This window comes from Dietzia sp. IBK-p2-15D, assembly GCF_057773105.1.
The window spans coordinates 49,333-62,057 of record NZ_JBYMTK010000008.1 but is presented as its reverse complement, the minus strand read 5'-3'; the positions used below and the strand labels follow the sequence as shown (position 1 = coordinate 62,057).

The following is a 12,725-nucleotide window of genomic DNA, read 5'->3' as shown; positions in this document are numbered from 1 at the left end:
GGTCAGCCCTCGATGGGCCGGCCGCGGTCGGCGTCCCGGATACCCCTCGGCTCGATGAACAACGCCTCCGCCGTCGCGCAGAGGGTCTCGCCGGTGTGGAGGGTCGCGGTCGCCCAGATCTTCCGGCCCTCCACCCGTTCCTGCCGCGCCTCGAACCGCAGCGGGGCGAACAGCGGCGTCGGCGACCTGTACGAGATGCGCAGGTCCGCGGTCATGCCGACACTCTCGGACGCGGCGTTCGCCAGCCCCAGCATCTCGTCGAAGATCAGCGCGACGATCCCGCCGTGGACGCAGCCGGGAGGCCCCTGGTACTCGATACCCAGGGTGAGGTCGGCCCGCACGGTCGCATCGGGGAACACCACCGGCTCCAGCGGCGGGGACACCGGGTTCCGGCTGCCGATCGCCGGGTTGGCCGCCAGGTGCTCCGGCACACCCCAGGTGGCGTACTCCGACGGCCGCACCACGGTGCCCACGGTCTCGAGGTGCTCGACCAACCCGCGCACGGTGGCCACGGCGTCGTGGACGTCCTCGTAGACGGACCCGGCAACCAGGCCGCGGAGTCGGCGCAGCTCGCGGGCCAGCTCGGTCGCGCCGGACGCATCGGGGTCCTGGCGGAGGAAGGGAGTGCCCTCATCGCTCGCACCGGCGGGGTCCGCGGTGCCGAGAGGGCGATCGCCCGGGGCGGTGGGGTCGGAAGGGCCGGAGTCGGTCGTCACGGCACCCGAATCTACTCTGCGCCCCGGGATCAGCCCTCGACCGCGCCCTCATCCCGGTGCTGCCGGTACGCCGCCACCCACTCCGCGGGCATGACGAACAGCCCCTCGGCGGTGGCGCAGAGGCGACCTCCCGCGTGGACCGCGCCCTGCGACCACACCTTCCGGCCGTCCACCCGGACCTGACGGGCGGTCACCACGATCGGCTCGAGGATGGGCGTGGGGCTGCGGTAGTCCAGGTCCAGGTACATCGTCATCCCGGTGGTCCCCGCGTGGTGGTTGACCCGGCCCAGCGCCGCGTCGAACAGCAGGGCCACGACACCGCCGTGAACACACCCCGGGGGGCCCTGGTACTCCAGCCCGAGCGTCATCTCGGCCCTGAGCGTCCCGTCGTCCAGCAACTCGAACTCCGCCGGCGGGGCGAGGACGTTGGACCGGCCGATGATCGGGCAGTTCGAGGCGTACCGACGCTCCCGCCAGTTGACCTCCTGCCGCTGCTCGGGGCTCGCCGACGCGGCCTCCAGCTCATCGGCCACCCTGCGGATCCGATCGGTCAGCGGGCCCAGGTCGGTGTCGAACATGCCGCCGGTGGTGAGCGCGCGGATCCGGCGCACCTGGTCCACCAGGGCGTAGAGGCCGGCCTCGTCGTCGTCGTCCCTGTCGACCGGACGGCCAGCACCGCGCGCCGGGTCCAACGGCCCCAGATCCACCGTCGGCCGGTCGCGCCGCACGACGGCCCCCGGCTCGACAGTCCCCGGCTCGACGGTCACCGGGTCGTTCATGCCGGCGCCGACCCGGTCACGTCGCCGGCCGCCACCGTGTCGGTGACCCCGGCCGCACCGCGGCCCGCGCGCCGCCCGAAGAACGACCCGTCGCCCAGGGACGTACCGGAGATGTACCCGTCGCCGTGCAGACCGTGCGTGCACCGCCCGGCCGCGAACAGGCCCGGGATCGCCTCACCCGCGCGGTCGAGCACCCGCGACTGCAGATCCGTGTGGAGTCCCCCGAGCGTGAACCCCTGCGCCTTGAGCGGCAGGCCGTTGAAGGTGTCCGGCCCCCCGGCACCCGTCGGGTAGGCACCGAACGGCGGCTCGAGCGGGCGCACCCACCGGGCGTTCTTTCCGAACTGTGGGTCCTCGCCACGCTCGGCGCCGGCGTTGTAGCGGCGCAACTGGTCGGCCAGCGCATCGGCGGGCAGCCCACAGTCGGCGGCGAGCTCCTCGATGGTCTCGGCGGCGTGCATGGGCTGCATACCCCACAGCTCGGACTCCGGGACGTCCTCGATGCCCTTCTCGTCGATGATCACCCACACCGGCGGGCGGCGGTGATACACGGCCGCGTGGCAGTACAGGCCCGGGTAGACCTCCTCGTTGATGAAGCGCTGCCCGTCGCCGTCGACGAGCATCGCGCCCACCACCAGGCGGGGGATGACGAGCATCGCGGTCTCGGTCTGGTGCATGCGGCGCACGGCCGCGCCGGCCTCGATGCCCATCTCGATGCCGGAGCCGTCGTCGCGACCGTCGGAGACCTTGTCCTTGCCCAGCTGCTGCGGCGCCCACTGTTCGAGCATCCGGTCGTTGTCCACGAACCCGCCCGTCGCCAGCACGACGCCGCCGGTGGCGCGGTACTCGCGTTCCTCGGAGAACTGCGTGGCCCGGACGCCCACCACGCGTCCGTCCTCGACGATGAGCGAGCGCGCCTTGACGTCGCACTGTAGGTCGACGCCGGCCTTCTGCGCCGTGGCCACGAGGGAGTCCATGAGCACGTTCCCGGCGAAGTTCGGGGCGGGCGGCCGGTGACCGCGCGCGGCCGGGGTGGCCAGGGACGCGTAGGGCTCCGCCCGCTCCCCCATCCACATCAGGCCCGAGTCGTCGCCCGGCATCCAGGTGGGTGTGTCCCACAACTTCCGGTTGAACACCGCTCCGTGCGAGACCAGCCAGTCGTGGTGCTCGACGGCCCCCGCGCAGTAGTCGGCGATCTTCGCCTCGTCGGCGTTGGGCCCGAGCGCGGCCAGGAGGAACGCGCGCATGTCCTCCTCGGTGTCGGCGATGCCCAGGGCCTGCTGGGTGGCCGTGCCGCCCCCCAGGTAGACCTCGCCGCCCGACTGCGCCGAGGAGCCGCCCGGTCCGGAGGCGCCCTCCAGCGCGATGACCGTCGACCCGGCCTCGGCGGCCTCGATCGCCGCGCAGGCGCCGGCGATTCCCATCCCCACCACGATGACGTCCGCCGTCATCACGGCGGGACGGTTGTCTGCACTCTTGTCCGTCATGGTCTGCACACTACTTGTAACGTGTTTCAGTTAGTGCATTAATGTCGGGTTCATGATTGATGGTTCCGACACCGCCCGTCTGGACGCGCTCGAGGCGAGGCTCACCTCGACCGAGACCGGTCTCGCCACCGCACGGGCCGAGCTGGCCCGCGCGGCCGATGAGCTGGCCGTACTGCGGTTGCTCGCCTCCTACTCCCCCCGCGTCGACTCCGGCGACGCCGAGGGCGTGGCCGAACTGTGGACCGACGACGGCGTCTACGACGTGGACACCGGCGTGCTCGAGGGACACGACGGACTACGGGAGATGGTGCACGGGGACGCGCACCAGGGACTCATCGCGCACGGCTGCGGGCACGTCCCCAGCCTGCCGGTGGTGCTCCTGGACGGGGACCGCGCGGTGGCGACCGGCTACACGCAGCTCGTGGTGCGCTCGTCGCGTCCCGGGCGCTACACGGTGATGCGGGTGACGGCGAGTCGGTGGGAGCTGGAGCGGCGCGGTCGGGTGGACGCGCCGGACCGCGGGTGGCGGGTCGTGCTGCGCACCGCGCGCGCCGTGACCGACGACGGCGAGGGTCGGGCCCTCCTGGGACGGTCCCGCGAGAGGTAGCGTGGCAGCCATGTACCGCCGACGCCCCGCGGCCCCGGGCCCGACACCGGACCCCACCCTGCGCGCGGGCCGCCTCGCGTTGCTCACCACGTCCGCGGTCCACCTGGGGTTCCAGTCGATGGTCACCTCGGTGGTCTACCCCCAGCTGTTCGACGGTTCCACCCACGGCATCGCCGAGCGGCAGGCCGATCACGCCCGCCGCATCGCCCCCGTCGCCCTCACGCTGTACGCGACGGGCCTCGGGGCGGCGGCCTGGGCGACCTACGGGTCGGTCCGCTCGGCCGAGCGCAGCGGTCTGGGCGCCACCATCCTCGCGTGCGCCACGGGCGTCGCCGTCCCGGCCATCACCGCCGGAGTGGTCCCGCTGCACATGGGGATCGCCCGGGAGCAGGTCACCGGGCCACGCATCAGGGCGCTGATGGCCACGGACAGGCTCCGCACCGGACTGGCGGCGCTGGGGCTGGCGGCGGCCGCGCAGGCGCTGAGCAGTCGCGACTAGTCGCGACGCCCCTACTGCCGGGCCCGTCCGCCCGCTCCCGGCCGCGCCACTGCGACCAGGGCTCCCACCGCGATCACGCCGACCGCGAGGGCCAGCACGTGGTACGCCGGGATCAGTCCGATGCCCTCGGCGATGACCGCCGCGATCACCGCCGGCACCCCGAGCGAGATGTACGCCACCACGAACAGGGCCGAGAACACCTGTCCCCGCACCGCCGGCGGTGCGCTCTGCGCGACCAGGGTGTTGCCCATGAGGAACAGCAGGCCCATGCCGAGGCCGGTGAGCCCCGCGGCGGCGATGAAGCCGACGACCGTGCGGGCCTCCAGGGAGACCGAGGCGACGACGAGCCCCACGACGAGGGCGAGCACTCCCAGAACCACCCCGTGCCGCCACCGCGACGGCGAGGACCGCAGGTTCCACACCAACTGCGCGACCCCGGCCGCCGCCTGCAGGGCCGCGACGACCAGGCCGGTCACGAGGTAGTCGGAGGCGCCCATGAGGTCACGGGCGATCGCGCCGCCGAGACCGAGGAACACCCCGCCGACGGACCACGAGACGATCACGCACACCGCGGCCAGCGCGAAGACGGACCGGACCTGCGGCGGCACCGACGGCGGACGTACCCGCAGCGCGTCGCGCAGGGTCCCCGATCCACCGGCGGTCTCGGGGACGATCGTGGCCACACCGATGAGCAGCGCGACCGTGGCGGCCCCGATGAAGAGGTAGGGGTGGACGAGGGGCGACGACGACGAGGTGGCCACCAGCCCGGCGAGGAGCACTCCGGCCGCGATGCCGAAGTTGGTGGTGGAGCTACTGGTCAGGGCACCGACCCGCGAATCCCGGGTCGGATGGAGCTCGATCAGTGCGGCGGTCGCCGACCCGGTGATGAGACCCACCGCCAGACCCTGGATGACGCGGGCCGCGATCAGCCAGGCCACGGATCCGGCGGCGGCGAGCATGCCCATGCTCACCGCGAGCAGCGTCAGGCCAGCCAGGATGACCGGGCGACGCCCGATCGCGTCGGAGACCCTGCCGAGGAACAGCAGGGGGATCAGGACCGCGAGCGCGTACACGGCGTAGACCACGGTGATGGTGGTGCCGCCGACGCCCCAGTCCTGCTGGTAGTCGACGTACAGCGGTGACGGGGTGGCGCTGGACGCGAGGGCGACTGTCACGACGAGGGCCATGAGCACGAACGGGGGCCACGACGCGCGAGGGGTGGGGTGCACGGTCTCCGGTGTCCACTGGGAGGGCGCCTGCCGTGCTGACGCGCCGGCCGGCGGGTGAGTGGAGCCTAGGGGATTCGAACCCCTGACATCTGCCTTGCAAAGGCAGCGCTCTACCAACTGAGCTAAGGCCCCGTACCTCCAAGCATAAACGCCGGACCGCGTCAGCGAATCCGGCGTCTGCCTGGCGGAGTGGGCCTAGGAGGACTTGAACCTCCGACCTCCAAATTATCAGTTTGGCGCTCTAACCACCTGAGCTATAGGCCCTCGTACCGAGAGGTCAATCTACCCGACGTCATCGCCGCCGCCCAAATCGGCGTCCTCCGCCGGGTGTCGCGGGCCCACTCAGTACCGGGGATCGCCGAGTGTCACCTGCACGCCGCCGCCGGTCAGACCCGCCGCGAGGTTGTAGATGAACACCGCGAGCGTGGCCAGGATCGACAGCAGGAGCACGTTGAGCAGTCCCACTCCCCCGCTGTAGAGGAAGATCGTCGACGGCCCGATCACGGCCGCGGACTCGTCGCCCGCCACCCCGGACAGCAGACCGCCGAGACGGTCCCACACGCCCATGCCGGACAGGAGCAGGTACGTGACCCCGATGGCCACCATCCACACGAGGAAGAGGGCGAACATGAGGCCCAGCACGGTGGTGAACGCGGACCACGGGTCGATGCGGCGCAGGACCAGCACCGACTCCATCGGTCCGCGACGCTCGGTCGGCGGGACGATCGGCGCGGCACGCCCGGCCGCGCCCCCCGAGTGCGCCTTGGAGACGCCCCCGCTCGCCCCCTCGGCGCGATGTTGGGCCGCGGCGGGGAACGCCGTGGTGGCCGACGTGCTCGACTCGCCGGTGCCGGACCCCGACCCGCCGTAGCCGGGCGCCGGGGCGGACCCCTTGTGCGAGGGGCCCTCGGTGGCCGGATCTGTCGGGTCGGTCACGACCTACACCTCCTCGACGGACTCGGCCTCGGACCGGTCCTCGTCGTCGGGCTCGTCGGCGTTGCGGGCGATCGCCAACAGCGAGTCACCCTCGGCGAGGTTCATCAGTCGCACGCCCTTGGTCTGCCGGCCCGCCTTGCGGACCTGCTTGGCGAACGTGCGGATGACTCCTCCACCGGAGGTGATCGCGTACAGCTCGTCCTGCAGCTCCACGATCGTCGCACCGACGAGCTTGCCGCGCTTGGGATCGAACATGAGCGTGAGCACGCCCTTGCCGCCCCGGCCCTGGGCCGTGTACTCACTCAGCGCCGTGCGCTTGGAATACCCGCGCTCGGTGGCCACGAGGAGGAAGTACTTCTCCTGATCGGACGTGTCGGCCCGCACGACGGACATGCTCAGCAGGGCGTCGCCGTCGTTGAACCGCATGCCCATCACGCCGGAGGTCGCGCGGCCCATCGGGCGGAGCGTGTCGTCGTTGGCGTGGAACCGGATCGACTGGCCCTTCTCCGAGACCAGGAGCAGATCGTCGTCCGGGCCGGCCAGCGCCGCACCCACCAGTTCGTCGCCGTCACGCAGGTTGACGGCGATGAGGCCGCCGGAGCGCGGCGAGTCGTAGTCCTCGAGACGCGACTTCTTGACCAGGCCGTTACGGGTGGCCAGGACCAGGTACGGCGCGTCCTGGTAACCCTTGATCCGGATGACGCCGGCGATGCGCTCCTCCGGCTGGAAGGCCAGGAGGTTGGCCACGTGCTGACCGCGTGCCGTGCGGTTCGCCTCGGGCAGCTCGTACGCCTTGATGCGGTACACCCGACCCTTGGTGGTGAAGAACAGCAGCCAGTCGTGCGTCGAGGACACGAAGAAGTGTCGGACGATGTCGTCCTGCTTCAGCTCCGCGCCGCGCACACCCTTGCCGCCGCGCTTCTGGGCGCGGTAGAGGTCGGTGCGGGTCCGCTTGGCGTACCCGGTCTCCGTGATGGTGACGACGACGTCCTCGCGTGCGATGAGGTCCTCGTCCGTGACGTCCCCGTCCGCCGGGATGATCCGGGTGCGACGGTCGTCGCCGTACTTCTCGACGATCTCGCGGAGCTCGTCGGCGACGATCGCGCGCTGCCGCTCGGGCTTGGCGAGGATGTCCTTGTAGTCGGCGATTTCGAGCTCGATCGCCGCGAGCTGGTCGATGATCTTCTGCCGCTCGAGGGCCGCGAGGCGACGGAGCTGCATGTCCAGGATGGCCTGCGCCTGGTCGTCATCGATGTCGAGGAGCTCCTTGAGGCCCTCGCGCGCGATGTCGACGGTCTCGGACCGGCGGATGAGCGCGATGACCTCGTCCAGGGCGTCGAGCGCCTTGACCAGGCCGCGCAGGATGTGGGCGCGCCTCTCGGCCTCGTCCAGCAGGTACTGCGTGCGCCGGACGATGACCTCGATCTGGTGCGTGACGTACAGCCGCACGAGATGGTTGATGGCCAGTGTCCGCGGCACACCGTCCACGATCGACAGCATGTTCGCGCCGAACGACGTCTGCAGCTGGGAGTGCTTGTAGAGATTGTTGAGGACCACCTTGGCCACCGCGTCACGCTTGAGCGTGATGACGATGCGCAGGCCCACCCGATCCGACGACTCGTCGTCGATCTTGGAGATGCCGGCGATCTTGCCGTCGCGCAGCTGCTCCGCGATGGACAGGATCATGTTGTCCGGGTTGACCTCGTAGGGCAGCTCCGTGATGACGATGACCGTCCGGTTGCCCTCCTCCTCGATGGAGGTCTTGCCCCGCATGCGGATCGAACCGCGGCCGGTCGTGTAGGCGTCCTTGATCCCCTGGTCGCCCACGATGAACCCGTGGGTGGGGAAGTCGGGACCCTTGATCCGCTCCATGCACGCCGCGAGGGTCTCCTCCTCGTCGGCGTCAGGGTTGTCCAGACACCAGTAGATCGCCTCGGCGACCTCGCGCAGGTTGTGCGGCGGCATCTTGGTGGCCATACCGACCGCGATGCCGCTGGAGCCGTTGACCAACAGATTGGGGATGCGCGACGGGAGGACGACCGGTTCGGACGTCTTGCCGTCGTAGTTGGGCTGGAAATCGACCGTGTTCTTGTCGATGTCCCGGACCATCTCCATGGCCAGCGGGGTCATCTTGCACTCGGTGTAGCGCATGGCGGCGGCGCCGTCGTTGCCGCGCGAGCCGAAGTTCCCCTGGCCGTCGACCATCGGGTAGCGCATCGCCCACGGCTGGGCGAGGCGCACCAGGGTGTCGTAGATCGCCGAGTCGCCGTGGGGGTGGTAGTTACCCATGGTGTCGGCGACGGGCTTGGCCGACTTCACGTAGCTGCGCTCGGGCCGATATCCGTTGTCCCACATCGCGTAGAGGATGCGGCGGTGGACGGGCTTGAGCCCGTCCCGCACGTCAGGTAGCGCTCGTCCGACGATGACGCTCATCGAATAATCGATGTAGCTTCTCTGCATCTCCGCCTGGATGTCGACCGGCTCGATCCGGTCGTGACCCCCGGCTTCGGGCGGCAACGTCGTGTCCGTCATGGGCTCCTCTTCGTCTCGCGCTCGAAACGGCACCACGAGGGCACGCTCCGACCTCGCCAGTCTATAGGTCCAGCGGAAACACGGGCACGGGCGCGCGGGGGGGTCGGCGACTCGGCGGCTTCCCGGGCCCCGAACACCCGCCTCCCGTGCCCCGCGCACCGGTGTCGAGGGCGCCCCCAGGTCCGGCGCCGCTACCGTCGGACGCCTCGTCGGGCTGGGCCTGGAAGGCGTTGACCTAACAGATCGAGTAGATACCCTCGCAGGCTGCGCTGAGGCCACCGACGGGGGCCGACACCACCTGATAACCAGCCAGATTCCTCGTGCGCCAGCGGCGGCGGCCCGGTCTCGCCGAGCTGACCCCGGCCCGGTGAAGGCATTCTAGGATGCGGGCATGAGCCTTCCCGGGATCACGAGCCGTCGCCGGCTCCTCGCCTGCCTCACCGCCATGCTCTCGCTCTCGCTGGGGATGTCGACGGGGATGACGGCGACGGCCTCGGCCGAACCCGCAGAATCGTTCGACCACCCCGGGGGGTTCTACGACACCCGTGATCTTCCGACGCGAGGGGCCGGGGAGATCCTGCGGGCGGAGACGGCAGATCTGCCCCTGACGTTCTCGGTCCCCGGTCTGCCGCCGGTACCGTCCCCGCTGCCGGCCGTCGCCCGGCGTGTCGTGTACCAGACCTTCGACGTCGACAGGCAGCCCGTCGCGACCTCCGGGGCGTTCTACGACTCGACCGCACCGTGGCCCGGCCCCGGCCCGCGGCCGACGCTGATCCTCGGTCCGGGCACCCAGGGCCAGGGCGATCCGTGCGCACCGTCCCGGAACCTGGAGTCCGCGGTGGGGACCAACCCCCGGTCCGGCGCGCCCATCGTGTCCTACGAGGAGGGATTCGCACTCGCGCTGGCCGCCCAGGGATTCCGGGTCATGCTCGTGGACTACATCGGCCTCGGCACGCCGGGCATCCACACCTACTCCGACCGCGTGGACCAGGCCCACGCCATGCTCGACGGGGCCCGGGCCGCGCAGCACCTCGTCGGGTACGACTCACCACTCGTCTTCTGGGGCCACTCCCAGGGCGGCGGGGCCTCAGCCGCCGCAGCGGAACTCGCCCCGGAGTACGCACCCGAGCTGGACGTTCGCGCGGCGTACGCCTCCGCTCCCCCGGCGGACCTGCTGGCCGTGCTCGACCACATCGACGGATCCAGCCTCACGGGTGCGATCGGTTTCGCCATCAACGGGATGGTCGAACGATACCCACAGGTCCGGGACGTGGTCGACGAGCACATCAACACAGCAGGACGACAGGCGCTACACGATCTGTCCGGGCTCTGCCTCGCAGACACCCGTGGTGCCTACGGCGGGCGGACCACCTCGGAGTGGACCAACTCCGGGCGGAGCCTCGGTGAGCTGATCCGTGACGAACCGGAGGCACTGCGGGTGCTCGACCACCAGCGGATCGGCAACCGGGCACCGGCGGTCCCGGTGATGCTCGCCGGTGGGATCAACGACGACATCATCCCGCTCGGACAGGTCGAGCAGCTGGGCCGCGACTGGTGCGCTCAGGGTGCGGACGTGCATCTCCGCTACGAGACCACGCCGTTGGTCCCCGGGATCACGCACGCCGCGGCCGCGGTGACCAACTTCGGGCCCGCCGTGCAGTATCTGCGTGACCGCCTCGCCGGACTGCCCGCCCCGAACGACTGCGCAACGCTCTAGGTCGTTCGGGCCACCCGGGACACTAGGGGGGCGTCCGCCGTGACCGGCGGACGCCCCCTCTCTTCCTCTGCCTCCCGGCGCCGCCGTCAGACGTCGAGGAACCTCACGTCGCGTGCATTGCGGGTGATGAAGTTGCGGCGCGCGTCCACGTCCTCGCCCATGAGGATCGAGAACAACTCGTCCGCCGCGGCGGCATCGTCGAGCGTGACCTGGCGGAGCGTACGGACCGCGGGGTCCATCGTGGTCTCCCACAGCTCCTTGGGATTCATCTCGCCGAGACCCTTGTAGCGCTGGATGCCGTCGTCGACGTTGATCTTGCGCTTGTTCTCGAGGCCGAGCTTGAGCAGTTCGTCCCGCTCGCGGTCCGTGTAGGCGAAGTCCGGCTCGCCCTTGCCCCACTTGAGCTTGTAGAGCGGCGGCTGCGCCAGGTAGACGTACCCGTTCTCCACCAGCGGCTTCATGAACCGGAAGATGAGTGTCAGCAGCAGCGTGGAGATGTGCTGACCATCGACGTCGGCGTCCGCCATCAGCACGATCTTGTGATAGCGCAGTTTGTCGATGTCGAACTCTTCGTGGATGCCGGTTCCCAGCGCCGTGATGATGGCCTGGACCTCAGCGTTCTTGAGAACCTTGTCGATCCGCGACTTCTCGACGTTGATGATCTTGCCGCGCAGCGGCAGGATCGCCTGGAACATGGAGTCCCGACCCGACTTGGCCGAGCCACCGGCGGAGTCGCCCTCCACGATGTACAGCTCGGACTTCGCCGGATCCTTGGAGCGGCAGTCGGCGAGCTTGCCCGGCAGACCGCCGATGTCGGTGGCCGACTTGCGGCGCACCATCTCCCTGGCCTTGCGGGCCGCGACGCGGGCCTGGCTCGAGGCGATCGCCTTGTTGATGATGACCTTGGCCTCTGCGGGATTGGCCTCGAACCAGTGTCCGACGTGCTCCGACACCTGTCGCTGGACGAAGCCCTTGACCTCGGTGTTGCCGAGCTTGGTCTTGGTCTGGCCCTCGAACTGCGGATCCGAGATCTTCGCGGAGAGCACGGCCGCCAGGCCCTCGCGGATGTCATCACCCGTGAGGTTGGGGTCCTTCTCCTTGATGAGCTTCTTCTCGCGCGCGTACTTGTTGACCAGGGAGGTCAGCGCGGCGCGGAAGCCCTCCTCGTGGGTGCCGCCCTCATGGGTGTTGATGGTGTTGGCGAAGGTGTGGACTGACTCGGAGTAACCGGAGTTCCACTGCATCGCGACCTCGACCTCGTGGCCGGGCCCCTTGCCCTCGAAGTAGAGGATCGTCGGGTGGATCGAGGTCTTGGACTTGTTGATCGCGGTGACGTAATCCTTGAGACCGTCCGGGTAGTGGAAGGTGCGCTTGCGCTCGCGAACCTTGACCGGCTCCGCGGGCGTGACCTCGACGGCGTCGGTCTCCTGCGCGCCCTCGACGAAGACCTGCTCGGCGTCCACCGCGTGCGCGAGATCCGACCCCTCATCGGAACCGGGTGCCGCCTCCGCGCCAGTCCCCTCGCTGTCCGCGATCGCGTCCAGCTCGGCGGCCTTCTCGGCACGCGGCCGCCGGTCCGTCAGCGTGATGGTGAGTCCCTTGTTGAGGAACGCCATCTCCTGGAGGCGGCGTGCCACCACGTCGAACTCGTACTCGGTGCTCTCGAAGATTGTCGGATCCGCCCAGAACCGGACCCTGGTCCCGGTGCCCTCGGCGGGGCCGGCGTCGACCAGCTCGGCCGGGACCGCCATGTCGAAGTCCTGCTTCCACAGCCGACCGTCGCGCTTGATCTGGACCTCGACCCGGGTGGACAGGGCGTTGACCACGGAGATACCGACTCCGTGCAGACCACCGGACACCGCATAGGAGTCAGAGTCAAACTTGCCGCCCGCGTGCAGCTGGGTCATGACGACCTGGACGGTGGGCATACCCTGCTCGTGCATCTCCACGGGGATGCCCCGGCCGTCGTCGATGACCTCGACGCCACCGTCCTCCAACAACGTGACCTTGACGCCGGTCGCATGACCCGCCATGGCCTCGTCGATGGAGTTGTCGACGACCTCCCAGATCAGGTGATGCAGGCCCCGCGGTCCGGTGGAGCCGATGTACATACCCGGCCGCATCCGGACGGCCTCGAGCCCTTCGAGAACGGTGATCGATGATGCACCGTATTCCTTGGGCCCGCTGTTGTCGGGCTTGCTCTTGGCGTCCGCCACGTGCGAA

General features: G+C 70.1%; 10 protein-coding genes and 2 tRNA genes. 3 read left to right on the top strand and 9 right to left on the bottom strand.

All coding sequences use genetic code 11. From position 1 onward, the window contains the following. Nucleotides 1-2 precede the first annotated feature (2 nt). Genes AC3DEV_RS11795 through AC3DEV_RS11785 form a run of 3 tightly spaced genes read right to left on the bottom strand, consistent with a single transcriptional unit; the run spans nt 3 to nt 2,982 of the window. On the bottom strand, nt 3-716 hold the full coding sequence (locus AC3DEV_RS11795) for a PaaI family thioesterase (RefSeq protein ID WP_488372232.1): 714 nt from the start codon (nt 714-716) through the stop codon (nt 3-5). A 29-nt stretch (nt 717-745) separates the two neighbouring features. Continuing rightward, nucleotides 746-1,495 (bottom strand): PaaI family thioesterase, encoded by a 750-nt coding sequence (locus AC3DEV_RS11790; protein WP_488372231.1) that lies wholly within the window; start codon nt 1,493-1,495, stop codon nt 746-748. Then, on the bottom strand, nt 1,492-2,982 hold the full coding sequence (locus AC3DEV_RS11785) for an FAD-dependent oxidoreductase (RefSeq protein ID WP_159149152.1): 1,491 nt from the start codon (nt 2,980-2,982) through the stop codon (nt 1,492-1,494). Before AC3DEV_RS11785 ends, AC3DEV_RS11790 begins: the two co-directional genes overlap by 4 nt. Before the next feature lie 52 nt (nt 2,983-3,034). On the opposite strand from AC3DEV_RS11785, the gene AC3DEV_RS11780 reads away from it, so the two are divergent. Continuing rightward, a complete protein-coding gene (locus AC3DEV_RS11780; RefSeq protein ID WP_335672692.1) occupies nt 3,035-3,589 on the top strand; it encodes a nuclear transport factor 2 family protein in 555 nt (184 codons plus the stop codon). Between the two features lie 10 nt (nt 3,590-3,599). Then, nucleotides 3,600-4,088 (top strand): hypothetical protein, encoded by a 489-nt coding sequence (locus AC3DEV_RS11775; RefSeq protein WP_335672691.1) that lies wholly within the window; start codon nt 3,600-3,602, stop codon nt 4,086-4,088. Nucleotides 4,089-4,099: 11 nt separating this feature from the next. Here AC3DEV_RS11775 and AC3DEV_RS11770 read toward each other — a convergent pair whose 3' ends face one another. From AC3DEV_RS11770 to gyrA, 5 genes are all read right to left on the bottom strand, one after another. Continuing rightward, nucleotides 4,100-5,317 carry an MFS transporter gene (locus AC3DEV_RS11770; RefSeq protein WP_488372230.1) on the bottom strand — a complete coding sequence of 406 codons (1,218 nt, stop codon included), beginning with the start codon at nt 5,315-5,317 and terminating at the stop codon, nt 4,100-4,102. A gap of 59 nt (nt 5,318-5,376) precedes the next feature. Next, nucleotides 5,377-5,449, bottom strand: a tRNA-Ala gene (locus tag AC3DEV_RS11765). Between the two features lie 58 nt (nt 5,450-5,507). Continuing rightward, nucleotides 5,508-5,581: transfer RNA gene (locus AC3DEV_RS11760), tRNA-Ile, on the bottom strand. Between the two features lie 78 nt (nt 5,582-5,659). Continuing rightward, a complete protein-coding gene (locus AC3DEV_RS11755; RefSeq protein WP_154830872.1) occupies nt 5,660-6,253 on the bottom strand; it encodes a DUF3566 domain-containing protein in 594 nt (197 codons plus the stop codon). 3 nt (nt 6,254-6,256) lie between these two features. Then, the gene (gene gyrA, locus AC3DEV_RS11750) at nt 6,257-8,785 is read right to left on the bottom strand and encodes a DNA gyrase subunit A (RefSeq protein WP_488372229.1); all 2,529 of its coding nucleotides are present in this window, start codon (nt 8,783-8,785) and stop codon (nt 6,257-6,259) included. A 391-nt stretch (nt 8,786-9,176) separates the two neighbouring features. Between gyrA and AC3DEV_RS11745 the strand changes: the two genes are divergently transcribed. Then, a complete protein-coding gene (locus AC3DEV_RS11745) occupies nt 9,177-10,502 on the top strand; it encodes a lipase family protein (protein WP_488372228.1) in 1,326 nt (441 codons plus the stop codon). 86 nt (nt 10,503-10,588) lie between these two features. On the opposite strand, the gene gyrB is transcribed toward AC3DEV_RS11745, so the two are convergent. After that, nucleotides 10,589-12,718 carry a DNA topoisomerase (ATP-hydrolyzing) subunit B gene (gyrB, locus tag AC3DEV_RS11740; protein ID WP_488372227.1) on the bottom strand — a complete coding sequence of 710 codons (2,130 nt, stop codon included), beginning with the start codon at nt 12,716-12,718 and terminating at the stop codon, nt 10,589-10,591. Nucleotides 12,719-12,725: the final 7 nt, after the last annotated feature.